This is a genomic window from Sphingobium trunci (genome assembly GCF_022664535.1).
Classification (GTDB): domain Bacteria; phylum Pseudomonadota; class Alphaproteobacteria; order Sphingomonadales; family Sphingomonadaceae; genus Sphingobium.
The window spans coordinates 149,267-166,013 of sequence record NZ_JAKUJY010000001.1 but is presented as its reverse complement, the minus strand read 5'-3'; the positions used below and the strand labels follow the sequence as shown (position 1 = coordinate 166,013).

Sequence of the window (16,747 nt, the reverse complement as noted above, 5' to 3'; positions counted from 1 at the left end):
TTGGCGCTAATGTTCGCGGAAGGCCAGCCAGAGCGATTGGGTGAGGGGTTCGAATGCATATTGCAGTGCGGTCCGCCGCCGTAGCGGCACGAGAACCTGCACCGGCATTCCCGCTTTCAGGGCGAAGTCAGCGCCGCGCACCTTCCGGATCACGTCCAGTTCCCGTGAGGGAACCCTGACTTCGGCGGTGTAGAAGGACACGCCGGTCTTCTCGTCCTGAAAACTGTCGGCGGACAGGCGGGTGATCTGCCCGTCCATGATCGGCAGGTCGCGTTCATGCAGGCTGGTGAAGCGGATCTGCGCTTTCTGCCCGACCTTCAGATCATCGATATCATCGGGTGCGATCCGCGCTTCGATTACCAGCCCTGCGCGGTCGGGAACGATATCCATCAGCTTTTGGCCCGGAGCAATCACGCCGCCGACGGTGAAGATCGTCAGGCCCACGATCGTGCCGGTGGCGGGCGATCGTATCTCCAGCCGCGCGAGCTGATCCTTGGCCGCGCGATATTTGGGCAATATTTCGTTGAGTGAAAACTCGACATCGCGCAGTTCCGAGGCGGCGCGCTCCTTATAGGCTTTCTCCGCCTCCAGCGCCTTCAACCGGTTCTCGCCCGCCTCGGCTCCCGACCGGGCGATGCTGGCCGTGAATTGCCCCTCCTGCCCCTGAAGGTCGGCGCGCGCGCGTTCCAGCGACCGGATCCGCGACTTGGAGACGAAACCCTTGTCCGCCACGTCACGCAGGCTGTCCAGTTCCTCACCGATCAGGCGCGCCTGTTCCGACGAGGCGGTCAGTTGGGAGCGGTAGCCGCGCGCGGTCTGCTGGACCTGGTTCGCCTGCTCCCGCAACACGCCGGTCTGCGCCATCAGCACGGAAGATCGCGCGTTGAACTGCGTCTGCTGAAGGCGGATCGCCTCTTGCGCATCCTCCTTCTCCTGTCCGGTGAGCGTCGCGAACGCGGCCGGCCATTCGACATGGCCGGCGCCCAGCTGCTCGGCGATGAGTCGCGCCCGTTGCGCCTGGAGTTCGATCGCCTGCGCTCCATACATGCGCGCCTGCGCCCGGACTTCGGCGGCGGCCAGTTCCATCAGCGGCTGGCCCTGCCGGACATGCTGCCCTTCCTTGACGAAGATCGCTCCGACCACGCCGCCGTCGCGATGCTGAACCGATTGCCGCTGCCCCGAGACGGTAAGCCGGCCCGGTGCATAAGCCGCTGCATCCAGCCGAGCAAAGGCGGCCCAGCCCAGGAAGAGGACGAAGAAGGCCACGGCGATGATCGTGCCCATGCGCATGTCGCGATCGGGCCGGTCGTCGATCGTTTCGCCGCTGGCACCGTTCACGCCGGGGTAAAAGAGCTGGACGGCTCCGCTGGCGTCGCTGATTTGGACCTCCCCCATGGCGCCCCTCACCCTTCTGCCATTTGCGAAGTGGGTTGCTCTTCGGACTGGATCGCTTTCAGCCGCCCCAGCACTTCATCGCGCGGGCCGAAGGTTTCCAGCCGCCCTTCGCGCATCACCATGATCTTGTCGACCACACCCAATATTCCCATGCGATGGGCGACGATGATGACCGATGCGTTCTTTTTCTTGAGGTCCGCCAGCGTTGCCACCAGCCGCACCTCGCCCTCGGCGTCGAGATGCGCATTGGGTTCGTCCAGAAAGATGAGCGGGGGCGCCTTGTAAAGCGCCCGGGCCAGTCCCACGCGCTGGGCCTGTCCGGCGGAAAGGCCACGTCCGCCCCAGCCCAGCGTCAGATTATAGCCGCCCGGCAGGTGCTGGATCATGTCGTGCGCGCCGCTCAACCGTGCCGCCTCGATCACGGCGGCATCCACGGCATCGTCGTCGTCGGACAGGCAATTCTGGAAGCGCGCGATATTCTCCTTGATCGTCCCGGCGAAGAGCGACGTGTCCTGCGGCAGATAGCCGACATGGGAAGCGAGCCGTTCCGTGTCCCAGTCCTGGATATTCGCGCCGTCATAGCGGATCGATCCGCGCAACGGCCGCGTGGCGCCGGACAGCATTCGCAGCAGGGTGGACTTGCCCGCGCCGCTTGGTCCGACAATGGCGACGACTTCGCCCGGCTCGACCGTGAAGCTGATGTCCGCCAGGATCGGCCTTTCCTGGTTCGGCAGGAAATGGGTCAGATGCTCGATGGAGATATGACCGACAGGGGCGGGCAATTTGGTGAGGGTGATATCCGCTTCCCTGGCGGCGAGCAGGTCATTCAGCGTCGCATAGCTGGCCCGGGCATGGACGACGTTGCGCCATGCGCCGAGCAACTGGTCGATCGGCGCCAGGGCTCGCCCGACCAGGAAGGAAGAGGCAAAGATCGCGCCGGCCGAAATCTGGTTGTTGATCGCCAGCCATGCGCCAAGCCCCAGCGCCAGCGATTGCAGCAGGAGCCGGATGAACTTGCTGATCGCGACATAATGGCCGCCGGCAAAGCTGGCATGGGCCTGCAGGTCGAGCATGGCACGGCGCTCGGACAAATGGCGCCGCACCAGTGCGCTGCGCATGCCGAGCGCCCGGATGACCTCTGCCCCGGCAAGAGTCTGCTCCTGGCTGACATAGGCCTTGTTGGCGGCCGCATTGGCCTGCTTCAAAGGCGTGCTGGTCCGCTTCTCGTTCCGCACGGCGATGAACAGCAGCGCCGCGCCGCCCGCGACCGCCAGAGCCGCGATGGCCGGATGGATGAGGAAGCAGACGATCACATAGATCGGGCTCCAGGGAAAATCGAAGAAGGACAGGATGGCCGGCCCTGTCAGCGCCTGCCGCAGCGTATCGAATTCGCGCAGGACCTGCTTGTTCATGGCCTCGCCGGTCGGTCCCCGGCCGCTCAGGCTGGTATCGAGCAGCAGTCCGGCGAGCTGCCGGTCCAATCTCATGCTCGCCCTGATCAACAGGCGCGAGCGCACCTGTTCCAGAAGAGACAGGGTTCCGATCACCACGGCGATGATGATGGTCAGGAAAAGGAGGGTCAGGCGCGCCTGGCCCGCGACGACCCTGTCATAGACCTGCAACATGTAGAGTACGGGTCCGATATAGAGGACGTTCATCAGGGCGCTGAATATGAGCGATGAAAGGAAATGGCGCCTGCAGGATGCCAGCGCTGCCTTCATCGGCGCAGCCGGTATTTGAAGGTCAAGCAACATAAGCTTCGCCCAGCCCCCTCAATCGATGGCTATATGGTGCGACTTATGTCCTTTGGCTTTTGTATAATATCTTGCTGATTTTGCGTAAATATAACCAATTGCATAGATGCGGGCCGGACGGCGCGAATATGCCGCGTCGATGCGGTCTTTCGTCACGCCGTCAGTTCATCGCCAGATCGATCAGCGCCTCGACATCGGCATGTTCCTCCAGTTGAGCCGCGATCCGGTCCAGCGCGTCATTCACCGACGCCTGATAGTCGCCCAGCGCGGATTGGCCGCCCAGCCGGGCGAGAAGGGCGGCGCGCAGGCCGCTGCTGGCGAACAGCCCATGGACATAGGTGCCGACGACGGTGCCATCGCCATTCGTCGCGCCATCAGCACGCCCGCCATCGACGAGGGAAAAGGGCCGTTGGCAATCCGTGCCATGCGTGACGCCGACATGCATTTCATAGCCGGTGAAGGCTTCGCCCAGCGCATGGCCGCCGGTCTGCTCCAGCCGCTTGACCGCCGTCAGCCTTGTCTCCACGTCCAGCAGTCCAAGGCCCTCGACGCTTCCCGGCGGACCTTCGATCCCGTCCGGGTCCGCTATGCGCCGTCCCAGCATCTGATAGCCGCCGCAAATGCCCCAGATCGGCTTTCCGCGCCGGTGATGCGCTCGGATGTCGATATCCCATCCCTGATCCCGGACTGCCTGCAGATCGGCGATGGTGGCCTTCGATCCGGGGAGGATGATGAGCGAGGCTTCGGCCGGGATGGGCTGTCCCGGCGGCACCATGACGACATCCACGCCAGGTTCCAGCTTCAGCGGATCGAGATCGTCGAAATTGGCGATGCGCGGCAGGATCGGACAGGCGATCATCAGCCGGTCGCCCGAATGACCCTGCGGGCGTTCCAGTACGACGGCATCCTCGCTCGGCAGGCGCACGGCTTCGCCCAGCCAGGGAATAACGCCCAATCCCCTCCAGCCGGTCAACCGTTCTATATGCCGGTAGCCGTCGTCGAACAGAGCGGGATCGCCGCGGAACTTGTTGATCAGGAAGCCCCTGATCATCGCCGCGTCGGCGGGATCGATCACTGTCTGGGTCCCCGCGATCGCCGCGATCACGCCGCCCCGGTCGATATCGCCGACCAATATGACCGGCACATTGGCTGCGCGGGCGAAGCCCATATTGGCGATGTCGCCCGCGCGCAGATTCACTTCGGCGGGCGATCCCGCCCCCTCGACCATGACGATGTCGCATTGCGCCTTCAGCCGGTCGTAGCTTTCCAGCACGGCCTCCAGCAACGCAGCGCGGGCAGAACGGAAATTCGCCGTGCCCAATTTGCCGCGCACCTGGCCGTGGACGACAAGCTGTGACGTGCGATCGGCCTGCGGCTTCAGCAGGACGGGATTCATGTCCGTATGCGGATCGACTCCCGCGGCAATCGCCTGAAGCGCCTGCGCCCGCCCGATCTCTCCGCCGTCCACGGTGACGGCGGCATTGTTGGACATGTTTTGCGGCTTGAAAGGCCGGACGCTATAGCCTCGATGAACGAGTGCCCGGCAAAAACCGGCGACCAGCAGGGACTTGCCCACGTCCGATCCTGTTCCCTGAAGCATGATGGCGGCCATGGCGCCGCTCCTGCATGCTGTGGGCGAAGGAGGCAAGTCCCTTCGGGCGGACCGGATCGGGCAATGCGGCGCGGCGGCGCATATCGACCGCATCCAGGATCATGCCGCCCGCCATGAAGACGCTGGCGGTGCAGGCAAGGGCGAGCAACTTGCCGCCAAATCCGGGATATTGCTGAATATAGACCAGGCCTCGCTCTGTCGCGCCGAGCGCCAGGGCGTAGATCACGAGAAACGCCTCGAACTTGGTCTTGATCGTGAAGAGGCGTTTGATCCGTTCCATCTGATCCCACGGGCGGCTTGGCCAAGGCTATGGGATTAGATCGCCTGAAAGCTGCAAATGGTCAACAACTGTTAACCATGATTGTTCGATGCGAGCGATCAGCCGGGTGTCGGCCAGATCGGCGGGCGCAATGGCTTCGGGCCAATAGGCCTCCACCATCTTCGCGATGCCGTCCAACTTGCCCTCATCCACCAGGAAGCGGGGATCGATATCGGCCGGATCGGCAACCACGCGCAGGCGCAGGCAAGCGGGGCCGCCGCCATTGGCCATGGATTGGCGGACATTGACGGGCACCAGCCGCCGGATCGGACCATTGCCCGCGACCGTGGCCTCCAGCCACGCCCATGTGTCCGGCAGGTCCTGGGCATCGGTCGGCAGGATCAGCGCCATGCCTTCGCCATCGGGCAGCGTCACCAGCTGGGCGTTGAAAATATAGCTGCGGATCGCGTCGGACAGGCTGACCGCGCTGGCCGGAACCTCGACGATCTCGACCGAAGGCAGCAACGCGCGAAGCTCCGCATAAAAGCGTTCCTTGTCGGCAAAGGCATGTTCATGGGTGAAGAGGACATGCTCATTGGCGACGGCGACGACGTCATTGTGGAAGGCGCCGGCGGCGATCGCCTCTTCCGATTGCATGACGAACAGCGTCCGGGCTGGATCAAGACCGTGCAGCCGTGCGACGGCCTTGCTTGCCTCGATATGTTGGCGGGCCGGGAAGGGGCCGCCCGACTGGCCGTAGACGAACACCTCCACGCCCGCTTCGCCATGGCTGGGGCAAAGGCGCATATGATTGGCTGCGCCCTCGTCGCCAAAGGGCGGTGGAACAGGTCCATGGACGGCAAAGGCGCCCTGATCGGAAAAGGCGAGCCGCAACTGGGCGAGTGTGTGCGGCCATTCATGGCTGCGATGCGGCATGGTGACGAGATTGGCGACGGTCAGATGCGTGCGTCCGTCCGCCGTATCCGCCGCAGGGGAAACGGTGGCGGCATTGGCGGCCCACATGGACGAAGCCGACATAGCGGCGGCGCGGATATGCGCCTCCGCATTGCCGACATCGGTGCCCAAGGCTTTCAACCAGGCGCCGTCCGGTCGCCATTGCGGCAGGAAGAGGCCTTGCGTCAGGCCCAGGCGGATATTGGTGCGCATCTTCTCTATCCCCTGAAGCGCCGCCGCCCTGGGATAAGCGATGGCCCCGGCATTGCGCGCAGAGGCCAGATTGCCGGGGCTGAGACCCGCATAATTATGGCTGGGCCCGACCAGGCCGTCGAAATTGATTTCCCTGATCGTCATGCCTGTCATGCCGCCCGTTCCGCCATGGTGAAGCTCTGTCCCGGCTCGATACCGAGCAATTCGGCTGATGCCCGGTCGAGCGAAAAGCTGCCGTCGTCCCGCTCGATGACGAAGCCGTAGGTGCATCGATAGTCCGCGAGGCGTCCGACAGCGATGAGCACCTTGTCCCCGCCCTTGTCATGCACCGCGCCCAATGCGACGTCGGCGGCGTGGGCGACGGTCCTCAGCGAATTGATCTGGCCGACCATGGTCGGTCCTCCGTCGAAAATATCGACATAGCCGGGATTGGTGAAGCCTTCGGTCTCCAGCATCCGCATCGCAGCCCGGCCATTGGGATGGGGCATGCCGATGACGCTGCGGGCGCTGTCGGTGAGCATTGCGGTGTAGATCGGCGTCTTCGGCATCAGGTCGGCGATGAACTGGTTGCCGTTCACTGCGTTGAACTCGTCGGCTTCCTGAAAGGTCATGCCGAAAAAGCGGCCTGCCAGACCGTCCCAGAAGGGCGATCCGCCCGCTTCGTCGATAACGCCGCGCAACTCCGCGATCACCCGCTCGCCAAAACGCGCGCGATGGTTGCGGATGTAGAGATAGCGGCTCCGCGCCACCAGTAGGCCCAGCCCCTCCGCCCGTTCGCGCGGATGCAAGAACAGGCCGCCCACCTCGGTCGATCCTTCCAGATCGGTGACGAGCGAGAGCATCTCGGCCCTGAAAGTGCGCGAAAGCTCCCGGCTGTGCTGGGTCAGCACACCCAGGCGATAGGAATAGAAGGGCCAGCTCTGCCCGACCTTGCTGAAAATCTGGCAGGTGCCGCGGACCTGCCCCGTCTGGCTGTTCTCCAGCACCATGACGATCAGTTCGTCCTCGACGCTTTCCGTCTGGCGCGCCAAGGCCTGCTCGGTCCGCTCCAGCTTCGCCGCGAGCGATTTCCGGTCGGGCGGCAGGTTGGTGAAGCCGCCCCCGGTCAGTTTCGCCATCTCATAGAGGGTTTGCAGATCATCGGCGCGCGCGCTGCGCATGAAGAAGCTCACGCCTTCATTCCCCCTTTTGAAAAGCGGCCCTGCGCCATGCGCAGCAGCACCAGCGTGGAAAGCCGTGCCCGTTCAGCCAGGCTGTCTACGACCAGATATTCCTGGTCGCTGTGGATATTCCCGCCCCGCACGCCCATGGTGTCGACGACGGGCACCCCGCAGGCCGCGATATTATTTCCGTCGCAGACGCCGCCCGTATCGCGCCAGCCTATGGTCAGGCCCAGATCGGACCCGCATCGACGCACGAGCGAAAACAGGCTTTCCGCCTTTGCGTCCATTGCCTTGGGAGGGCGGCCGAAACTGCCATGAAGGTGCATCGTCACTTCATGCTCGCGCGAAACTCCTGCGATGGATTCGTCGAGCAACAGGCGTGCCCTTTCTTCGTCGGCGGGCGTCCGGGGCCGGAAATTGACGTGCAATATGGCATGGTCCGGCACGACATTATTGGGGCTTCCCCCCTCGATCCGGGCCGGGTTGCAGGAGAGACCGACGCCGCTGCCGGCCTTCAGGCGCAGCGCCAGATCAGCGGCGGCGAGCAGCGCGTTGCGCCCGTCATCGGGATTGCGGCCCGCGTGGGCGCTCCGGCCGGACACGACGATCGCGAAATTGCCGCTGCCCGCCCTTGCGCCTGCCAGCGTGCCGTCGGGAAGGGCGGGTTCATAGGTGAAGGCGGCCAGCTTTCCAGCCGCCGCCTGCCGCAGGAGGGGCGCGGAAGAAGGGCTGCCGACCTCCTCGTCGCTGTTGATGACGACCTCATAGCCGAGTTGCGCGGCTTCCGGCGCCGTTTCCATGGCCTGCAGGGCAGCGAGCATGACGGCAAGACCACCCTTCATGTCGGCGACGCCGGGCCCGTTGAGCGTTCGCTCATCCTGCCAGCGCAGGGACTGAAATGCATGATCCGCGGGAAAAACCGTGTCCATATGCCCCGTCAGGAGAATTTGGACCGGCGCCTGCGGCCTCACGCACAGATGGAGATGCCGCCCATGCGGAACGGCTTTCAGATGTCCGTCGGGCGCCACGTTTTCAACGGGGGCGGGAGGCATGAGAGTGATGGCGCCCGGCAAGGCGGCGAAAGCCTCGGCCAGTATGTCCGCCATGACCGCAAGGCCTGCCAGATTGCGCGACCCGCTGTTCACGGCCGCCCATTTTTCCGTCTGTTGCAGCATGGGAGCATGGGCCGCGATTTCCAGGGCAGTCTGCTCCGGCGAAGAAATGCCTTTCATTCGCCGACCCTATCAGAGCCCCGGCAAAGGCTCCACCCCCGCCGGACATCGCCCCCGCTCAGAAAGCATAGGTCAGTGTCAGGCGACTGAGCGTGTCGAAATCCCGTGCCGCCAGCAGCGTTTCCGATTCATATTGCATATTATAGGAAAAGGCGGCGGACCAGCGAGTTCCAACCTTGGTTTCCAGCGAGGTCAGGGAGTTGAGCGTGTAAACGTCGCTTTCCGCATAGCCCGAGGCGACCTGCTTGAAGGTCAGCGTCGGCGCCAGGCGCCAGGCGAGGTCCATGGAGGCTCGCGCGCCCAATTTGGTTTCGCGCGCGCCGATCACATATTTCGCGTGGCGGATGGAAGGACCGATATCCAGCGACAGGTCCACCGGCTTGCTGACGATGACCTTGTAACCGATGCCGGCCGAGGCGGTGTAACGTTCATCATAGCCGATGGACGTGTCCCGTTCGAACTGCGTGAGGCCATAGGCGAAGCCCCGCGGGTCGAATTCATACCGTGGTTCGTAGCTGGCGGTATAGCGCTCGCGCGATGTCACGCCGTTGGCGCGGCGATAGTCGACGCTGGCCGACAGCCTGTGCGACCATTGGATGCCCGAACGCTTGATGGCGGCGCTGGCGCTGATGCCGATCTCACTGGTCGAGCCGGTGGAACGAAACCCGCCCGCCTCGATCTTGCCGGTCCAAAGTTCGGTAAAGCGGGCTTCCCGGATGACGGTGTCGCGCGTCGCCTTGGTCCGTTCCTTCCAGCTATTCACCATCCGCTGGATTTCGTCGGCCGAACCCGGATTGGTCTGCTTGGCGATCTTGGCGACGGTGGCGATTTCCGTTTCATTGCCGTTGGCGATGGCAGCCTCCAGCATCTCGCGGACGGCAGGCGACAGCAGGACCGGATAATCGGCCCATGCCGGCGTCGAAACGAGCAGGGGAAGAAATGTCAGACAATAGCGCATGCGCGCCTTCATATCGACATGGCGACCGAATTTAACCCTTTTCAGATCAACGCCCTGAATTCATGCAGGATATCCCGGTAAAGCTTGCGCTTGAACGGAACGATCAGGTCCGGCAGCGTTTCAGGGTCGGTCCATTTCCAGTCCCGGAACTCCGGATGGTCGGTCTGGATGTTGATGTCCTCATCCGTCCCCAGAAAACGCGCCAGGAACCAAAATTGCCGCTGGCCGCGATATTTGCCGCCCCACAGCTTCCCGACAAGTTCCGGCGGCAGATCGTAGAAATGCTCTTCCCTCGCCTTGGCGATGATTTCGACATGCTCACCGGCAATGCCCGTTTCCTCGCCCAGTTCGCGCAGGGCGGCCGTTCTCATATCCTCGCCATCGTCGATGCCGCCCTGGGGCATCTGCCATGCTTCGACGGCGTTATCGATTCGCTGCCCGACGAAGACCTTGCCATCCATATTGACCAGCATGATGCCCACGCACGGCCGGTAGGCGAGTTCTGAATCTTTCGGCATCGAAGCCATCATAGTCCCTGATCGTTGGCAAATTGCTTTGTGCAGTGCGAGAATAAGCACCAGCGGCCTATACGTCCATGGATGAAAATGACCCGTGCGGCGATTTGTGCCCCCATGGTGCCAAAAGGCGATACCGCCGTTGGAACGGGACGCGATCAATGGCATTCAAGCCGCATGTCTCCCCCCGTCATTCTCTGGTTCCGCCAGGATCTTCGCCTTTCCGATCAAGCCGCAGTGGCTGCCGCCGCCGATGAGGGGCCGGTCATTCCGGTCTATGTGCTGGACGATGAGGCGCCCCGGCAATGGAAAATGGGCGGCGCGTCACGCTGGTGGTTGCATTACAGTCTGAAAAGCCTGGATGAAAATCTGCGGGCCAGGGGATTGCGGTTGATCCTGAGACGCGGCGATTGCGCTGGGGAACTGGGCAGGATCGCTCAGTTGTCGGGCGCCCGAAAAGTTCATGCATTGCACCATTATGAGCCGTGGTGGCGCAATGCGGAAAAGGCGGTGGCGAAGACGCTGGACCTGTGTCTGCATGACGGGGCGTTGCTGCTGCCTCCCGGTGCGGTGAGGACCGGCAATGGCGGCAGCTACCGCATCTACACGCCCTTTTCGCGCGCCGTGATGGAGCAGATGCCGCCTGCACCGCCCAGGCCCGCGCCTTCGCATATGCAAGTCGCGCCCGACTGGCCGCAGAGCGATTCGCTGGACGATTGGCGGCTGTTGCCCTCCAGTCCCGACTGGGCCAAGGCCTTTTCCCATGACTGGACACCAGGGGAAGCGGGCGCCCGTGCCCATGTTTCCGCCTTCGTCGATGAACTCGCCGACTATGAAACCGCGCGGAACCTGCCCTCACGCGAAGGGACGTCCCGCCTGTCGCCACATCTTCATTTCGGGGAGATTTCGCCCGCCCATGTCTGGCATCGGATCAGCGAGGCGTCCGGCGATGCGACGGTTTTCCTGAAGGAACTGATCTGGCGCGATTATGCCCATACCCAGATCTGGACGATGCCGCGCTATGGATCGGAAAATGCCCGCGCCGGTTTCGACGCCATGCCCTGGCGCGACCTTCGGGAGGCAAAGGCGGATTTCGATGCCTGGAAAAGCGGACGAACCGGCTATCCCATCGTCGATGCCGGCATGCGTCAGCTTTGGACCACCGGCTGGATGCATAATCGGGTCCGCATGATCGCGGCCAGTTTCCTCATCAAGCATCTGCTGATCGACTGGCGGCATGGCGCGCGCTGGTTCTGGGACACGCTGGTCGATGCGAGCTACGCCAATAACAGTGTCAACTGGCAGTGGGTGGCGGGCAGCGGCGTGGATGCCAATATCTTTTCCCGCATCATGGCGCCCCTGACCCAATCCGAAAAATTCGATGCCGCGGATTATATCCGGCAATGGGTGCCCGAACTGGCCCATCTCGACGACGCCAGCATCCACGATCCCGACGCCCATGATGTGCGGCCACCGGATTATCCGCCCAAATGCATCGGTCATCGCGAGGGGCGGGAGAGGGCGCTGACGGCCTATCGTCACAGCAAGCCGTGATTGCGGTGCGATAAAGCGTGGGGCAGAATGGCGGCATGAATGCAATCGATCCCCGTCGGGGCCGACCGGCCATATCCCACCGCCGTCCGCTGGCACGTCGCCGCCATGGCTGGCTGATGCAATTGGCTGGCCGTCAGTTCCACCGCCTTCTCGATCGCATCGACCAGGGACTGGAGGCGGGCGGCCTGCATGCGGTCCTCCCGGACGGTACGCAGCGTTTGCTCGGTTTTCGCGCGCCGGGGCCGGAATGCGAGGTCCAGTTGCTCCGCTGGCGGGCGTTGCTCCGGCTGATCGCAGGCGGCTCGGCGGGATGGTACAGGGCATGGGCGCGCAATGAGTGGACCAGCCCCGATCCGGTTCCGCTTTTCGCGCTTTTCATGGCCAATGCCGTGCCCTTGAGGAATATCGCCCGGCCGCGTGGACCGGCGCGCTGGATCGGCGCGCTGATGCATTGGGCGCGACGGAACAGCCGCGCGGGCTCACGCCGGAACATCGCCTTTCACTATGATCTGGGCAACGACTTCTACGCCTTGTGGCTCGACCGGGCGATGCACTATTCCAGCGCATTGTTCCGCGATCCCGATGACCGGATCGAAAGCCTGGAGCGCGCTCAGGAGCGGAAGGCGGACGCGATTCTCGACCGGCTGGACCTGCGTGAAGGCAGCGCCCTGCTGGAGATCGGCTGCGGTTGGGGCGGGCTGGGTGAACGGGCCATGGAGCGTTGTGCCATCACTTATGACGGTCTCACCCTGTCGAAGGAGCAGGCGCAATATGCCAGTGACCGGCTGGGTTCGGGCGCGAACATCATCCTCAGGGACTATCGGGACGCGGAGGGCCAATATGACGCCATTGCCAGCGTCGAGATGGTCGAGGCGGTGGGGGAGCGCTATTGGCCGGACTATCTCGATGCCATTGCGCGCCTGCTGAAGCCGGGAGGCCGGGCAGCCATCCAATATATATTGATCGATGATGCGATTTTCGAACGCTATGCGCGCGGAGCCGATTTCATCCAGACCTACATCTTCCCCGGCGGCATGCTGATTTCCGAAAGTCGTTTCCGTGCATTGGCTGAAACCAGGGGCCTGGAATGGCGCGATGTCCGGCGCTTCGGATCGCACTATGCCGAAACGCTCCGGCGGTGGCGGGAGCGCTTTGACCGGGTCATCGGCAAGGGCCAGCTACCGGCCAGCTTCGACCAGCATTTTGTCGATCTGTGGCGCTATTATCTCATGTATTGCGAAGGGGGCTTTCGCGGCGGGACCATCGATGTCGCGCAGGTGACGCTGGTGAAGCCCGTCTAACCGACCCGCTTGCGCGTGCCGGACGCGGTATCGGACAGGATGAGGTCCGCGATCGCTTGACCCACGACCGCCGGTTCCTTGAGCGTGGAGGGGTCTTCGCCCGGGAATGCCCGCGCCCGCATGGCGGTTCGGGTCGCGCCCGGATCGACGATATGGGTGCGGATCGCCGAGATATTCTTCACTTCCTCGCCATAGGCGTTGACCAGCGTTTCCAGTGCGGCCTTGGACGCGCCATAGGCGCCCCAATAGGCGCGTGGTTGCGCAGCCACCGAGGAGGTGAGGGCGATCACGCGCGCGTCGCCGCTTGCCCTGAGCATGGCGTCGAATGCTGCGATCAGGGCCTGGGGCGCCGCGATGTTGAGCGTCAGCAGCCGCGCAAATTCCTTGGCATCGATCGCGGGAACCGAGGCAAGGCTGCCCAGCGTCGCTGCATTCAGCACCAATATGTCCAGCGCCTGCCAGCGGCCGGAAATGGCCTGCGCCAGACGACCGATGCTTTCCCCGTCGATCAGGTCCAGCGGCGCGATGGTCGCGTGTCCGCCCCCCTTGTGGATGCGCTCCTCCACTTCTTCCAGTCCGCCGCTGGTCCGCGCCGTCAGGATCACATGGGCACCGGCGGCGGCCAGCGCCTCCGCCGTCGCTGCGCCAATGCCCCGGCTTGCGCCCGTGACCAGGGCCAGCTTTCCGGAAAGAGGCAGAGTCGGCATGGAATTTCCCTTTCGCCCTGCGCTTATGGCAAGGGGCAGCGATGGATCAGGCGGCGGACAAGCCCCATGCCTCGGGCAAAAGGCTTGTCCTGTCAGTGAGAGAAAAGCGGATCAGACCACCCGTTCGGCCAGCAATTCAAGCTGGTTCTGCACCACGACCTCATCCTGGTCGGTGAGTGTCGTGGGGTAGTCGCCGGTAAAGCAGGCGTCGCAATATTGCGGCCGGATATCGGCCCGCTTCGCCTCGCCCAGAGCCTTGTACAGGCCGTCGATGGAAATGAAGGACAGGCTGTCGGCGTGGATGAAATCCTGCATCCCGCCAATGTCCAGACGATGCGCCAGCAGCTTGGTGCGTTCGGGCGTATCGACGCCGTAGAAGCAGCTATGCTTCGTCGGCGGGCTGGCGATGCGCATATGCACTTCCTTGGCGCCGGCTTCGCGCATCATCTGCACGATCTTGAGCGAGGTCGTGCCGCGTACGATCGAATCGTCGATCAGCACGATGCGCTTGTCCTCGATCAGGGCGCGATTGGCGTTGTGCTTGAGCTTCACGCCCAGATGCCGGACCTTGTCGCCAGGCTGGATGAAGGTGCGGCCGATATAGTGCGACCGGATGATGCCGAGTTCGAAGGGAATGCCCGACTGCTGGGCATAGCCGATCGCCGCCGGAACGCCGCTGTCGGGAACGGGAATGACGAAATCCGCTTCCACCGGATTTTCGATGGCGAGCTGCGCGCCGATCGCCTTGCGAACCGAATAGACGCTGGAGCCGTCGACGATCGAATCGGGTCGGCTGAAATAGACATGCTCGAAGATGCAGGGGCGGGCGTGGGTTTCGCCGAAGGGCCGGTGGCTGCGCACTTCGCCCTCATGGGTGATGATGACCAGTTCGCCCGGATCGATCGAGCGGACATATTCGGCACCCACGACGTCGAAGGCGACGGTTTCGGATGCGAAGATGGTCGAATCGCCCAATTTGCCCATCACCAGCGGACGGATGCCGAGCGGATCGCGGCAGGCGATCATGCCTTCGGGCGTCATGACGATCAGCGAATAGGCGCCCTCGACCTGCTTCAACGCGTCGATGAACTTGTCGAGAAGCGTACGGTAGGTGGAGGTGGCGACCAGATGAATGATGACTTCGGTGTCGGAGGTGGACTGAAAGATGGACCCGCGGCGGATCAGTTCACGGCGCAGTTTCATCGCATTGGAAATATTGCCGTTATGGGCGACGGCAAAACCGCCTGAGCTGAGTTCGGCATAAAGCGGCTGGACGTTGCGCAGCGACGTTTCGCCGGTCGTGGAATAGCGCACATGGCCGCAGGCCGCGCTGCCCGGCAGGCCGCGAATCACCTCGTCCCGGTCGAAATTGCCCGCGACATGGCCCATCGCCCGGTGGGTATGGAAGTCGTGGCCGTCCCAGCTTGTAATGCCTGCGGCTTCCTGGCCGCGATGCTGGAGCGCATGCAGGCCCAGCGCCACGATGGCAGATGCCGTTTCAGCGTTGAAGACGCCGAAAATGCCGCATTCTTCACGCAGCTTGTCGTCGTCGAACGGGTTGGTCGTAAACATGGGTGCTTGATGATCCATTGCCGATCCTGGCCCCTCCATAGAGGCGGCTTTCGCGCGCATATAGTGCCTCAGGGAGGATTTGTCGCCTGCCTGTCGCAAAAAAGGGCCGACGGCCCGTTTTCCAGCGCGTCGTTCTGGCCGGGGTATCAGGAAAAAGGCCTACTGGTCTTGGGGCTTGGGGACGGCTAAGAGCGTCTCCCGATGCATCGCTTTGCCAATCCTGCCCGTTTCCTCCAGATCGCGCGGCCGCTGACGGGGTGGCTGTTCTGGTCGGGCCTGCTGCTGCTCCTGATCGGCAGCGGCTGTGGCCTGTTCCTGACGCCCGCGGATTATCTGCAGGGCGATACCGTGAGGATACTTTATATTCATGTGCCTGCCGCCTGGCTGGGCATGGCGGGATGGAGCGGCATCGCCATTGCGGCGCTGATGCAGCTGGTCTGGCGCCATCCCCTGGCAGCCGTTGCCGGGCGCGCCATCGCTGTGCCGGGCGCGCTGTTCACGGCCATCTGTCTGTTGACAGGCTCCATCTGGGGGCGTCCCACCTGGGGAACATGGTGGGAATGGGACGGCCGCATGACGTCGATGCTGGTGCTGTTCTTCCTCTATCTCGGCTATATCGCGCTTGCCCATGCCAGCGCGCGGCAGGGTTCGGGCGGGGTCAGTCCCGTCGCGGCGATCTTCGGCCTGGTGGGGGCGGTCAACATTCCGATCATCAACCGGTCGGTGGTCTGGTGGAACAGCCTGCATCAAGGGCCCAGCATCACTCTGCGCGGGTCGAGCATCGACACGACACTGCTCTGGCCGCTCGGCCTCACCCTGCTGGGATTCACCTTGCTTTTCGGGGGGATCGTGTTGATGCGGATGCGGGCCATATTGGCGCACAACAAGATCGAGGCGCGCATGCAACGCCTTGCAAGGGGCTGATCGGGGGCGGGGACGGGAAATGAATCAGTGGGCTTTCGTGGTCGGCGCCTATGCACTGACCTTTTTCGCCACCGGCCTGATCAGCGCCCTGAGCTGGCGCGCGATGCGCGTCTCTGAAGGCCGCGCGCGGCAGGTGGCCGACCGGTCATGAAGGCGAAGCATCAACGGCTGATCCTGGTGATCGTGGCGTTGGCCGCGCTGATCGGGGCCGGGTTGCTGGCGGCCTCGGCGCTGAAGGATGAGGCGGCCTATTTCTATGCCCCCAACGACGTCAGGACCAAGGGTGTGGAGCCGGGCAAGGCGATCCGGCTTGGCGGCATGGTGGTGAAGGGCAGCATCAAGCGGGCCAGCGATGGCGTCACCATCCATTTCGACGTCACCGACGGCAAGGCCACGGTCCCCGCCAGTTTCAAGGGCATAACGCCCGACCTCTTCCGCGAGGGTTCGGGCGTGGTGGCCGAGGGCGCTTTCGACAAGAGCGGCATCTTCCAGGCAACGAACCTGCTCGCCAAGCATGACGAGCGCTATATGCCGCGCGAATTGCAGGGCATGAAATATGATGAAAAGACCCACAAGATGAAGGCCGATCGGTGAATCCAATCCCTCTTTCCTTCATTGCCGAACTGAAAGAGCA

At 63.5% G+C, this 16,747-nt stretch carries 15 protein-coding genes and 1 pseudogene; 5 read left to right on the top strand and 11 right to left on the bottom strand.

What is annotated here, in order from left to right:
• Nucleotides 1-6: 6 nt before the first annotated feature.
• From MJ601_RS00730 to MJ601_RS00690, 9 genes and pseudogenes are all read right to left on the bottom strand, one after another.
• Complete coding sequence (locus MJ601_RS00730; protein ID WP_242122666.1) at nt 7-1,395, bottom strand: HlyD family type I secretion periplasmic adaptor subunit; 1,389 nt, start codon at nt 1,393-1,395, stop codon at nt 7-9.
• 8 nt (nt 1,396-1,403) lie between these two features.
• Nucleotides 1,404-3,116 (bottom strand): type I secretion system permease/ATPase, encoded by a 1,713-nt coding sequence (locus tag MJ601_RS00725; RefSeq protein ID WP_281061192.1) that lies wholly within the window; start codon nt 3,114-3,116, stop codon nt 1,404-1,406.
• 193 nt (nt 3,117-3,309) lie between these two features.
• Nucleotides 3,310-4,761, bottom strand: coding sequence for a cobyric acid synthase (locus tag MJ601_RS00720; RefSeq protein ID WP_242122664.1), 1,452 nt, complete (start codon nt 4,759-4,761; stop codon nt 3,310-3,312).
• A gap of 67 nt (nt 4,762-4,828) precedes the next feature.
• Nucleotides 4,829-5,041 (bottom strand): annotated as a pseudogene (locus MJ601_RS00715) (hypothetical protein); the annotation flags it as partial.
• Nucleotides 5,042-5,068: 27 nt separating this feature from the next.
• Nucleotides 5,069-6,331, bottom strand: coding sequence for an N-succinylarginine dihydrolase (locus MJ601_RS00710; protein ID WP_242122663.1), 1,263 nt, complete (start codon nt 6,329-6,331; stop codon nt 5,069-5,071).
• Nucleotides 6,332-6,336: 5 nt separating this feature from the next.
• Nucleotides 6,337-7,359 (bottom strand): arginine N-succinyltransferase, encoded by a 1,023-nt coding sequence (locus tag MJ601_RS00705; RefSeq protein WP_242122662.1) that lies wholly within the window; start codon nt 7,357-7,359, stop codon nt 6,337-6,339.
• Entirely contained in the window at nt 7,356-8,582 is a 1,227-nt protein-coding gene (locus tag MJ601_RS00700; RefSeq protein WP_242122661.1) for a hydrolase, read from the bottom strand. The genes MJ601_RS00705 and MJ601_RS00700 overlap by 4 nt, the downstream gene beginning before the upstream one ends.
• Before the next feature lie 58 nt (nt 8,583-8,640).
• Nucleotides 8,641-9,540 (bottom strand): DUF481 domain-containing protein, encoded by a 900-nt coding sequence (locus MJ601_RS00695; protein ID WP_242122660.1) that lies wholly within the window; start codon nt 9,538-9,540, stop codon nt 8,641-8,643.
• A gap of 41 nt (nt 9,541-9,581) precedes the next feature.
• A complete protein-coding gene (locus MJ601_RS00690) occupies nt 9,582-10,067 on the bottom strand; it encodes an RNA pyrophosphohydrolase (protein WP_242122918.1) in 486 nt (161 codons plus the stop codon).
• 165 nt (nt 10,068-10,232) lie between these two features.
• On the opposite strand from MJ601_RS00690, the gene MJ601_RS00685 reads away from it, so the two are divergent.
• Together MJ601_RS00685 and MJ601_RS00680 are read left to right on the top strand one after the other, a co-directional pair.
• On the top strand, nt 10,233-11,609 hold the full coding sequence (locus MJ601_RS00685; RefSeq protein WP_242122659.1) for a cryptochrome/photolyase family protein: 1,377 nt from the start codon (nt 10,233-10,235) through the stop codon (nt 11,607-11,609).
• Between the two features lie 35 nt (nt 11,610-11,644).
• Complete coding sequence (locus MJ601_RS00680; protein WP_242122658.1) at nt 11,645-12,910, top strand: SAM-dependent methyltransferase; 1,266 nt, start codon at nt 11,645-11,647, stop codon at nt 12,908-12,910.
• Here the strand turns inward: MJ601_RS00680 and MJ601_RS00675 are convergent.
• Nucleotides 12,907-13,617: an SDR family NAD(P)-dependent oxidoreductase gene (locus tag MJ601_RS00675; protein ID WP_242122657.1), complete on the bottom strand. Its 711-nt coding sequence runs from the start codon at nt 13,615-13,617 to the stop codon at nt 12,907-12,909. The two genes, MJ601_RS00680 and MJ601_RS00675, sit on opposite strands and share 4 nt — an antisense overlap.
• 111 nt (nt 13,618-13,728) lie before the next feature.
• Nucleotides 13,729-15,207 carry an amidophosphoribosyltransferase gene (gene purF / locus MJ601_RS00670; RefSeq protein WP_242122656.1) on the bottom strand — a complete coding sequence of 493 codons (1,479 nt, stop codon included), beginning with the start codon at nt 15,205-15,207 and terminating at the stop codon, nt 13,729-13,731.
• 183 nt (nt 15,208-15,390) lie between these two features.
• Between purF and ccmC the strand changes: the two genes are divergently transcribed.
• Genes ccmC through ccmE form a run of 3 tightly spaced genes read left to right on the top strand, consistent with a single transcriptional unit; the run spans nt 15,391 to nt 16,707 of the window.
• A complete protein-coding gene (gene ccmC, locus MJ601_RS00665; RefSeq protein ID WP_242122655.1) occupies nt 15,391-16,113 on the top strand; it encodes a heme ABC transporter permease CcmC in 723 nt (240 codons plus the stop codon).
• Between the two features lie 19 nt (nt 16,114-16,132).
• Nucleotides 16,133-16,264 carry a hypothetical protein gene (locus MJ601_RS21895; protein ID WP_281061184.1) on the top strand — a complete coding sequence of 44 codons (132 nt, stop codon included), beginning with the start codon at nt 16,133-16,135 and terminating at the stop codon, nt 16,262-16,264.
• Complete coding sequence (ccmE, locus tag MJ601_RS00660) at nt 16,261-16,707, top strand: cytochrome c maturation protein CcmE (protein WP_242122654.1); 447 nt, start codon at nt 16,261-16,263, stop codon at nt 16,705-16,707. Before MJ601_RS21895 ends, ccmE begins: the two co-directional genes overlap by 4 nt.
• Nucleotides 16,708-16,747: the final 40 nt, after the last annotated feature.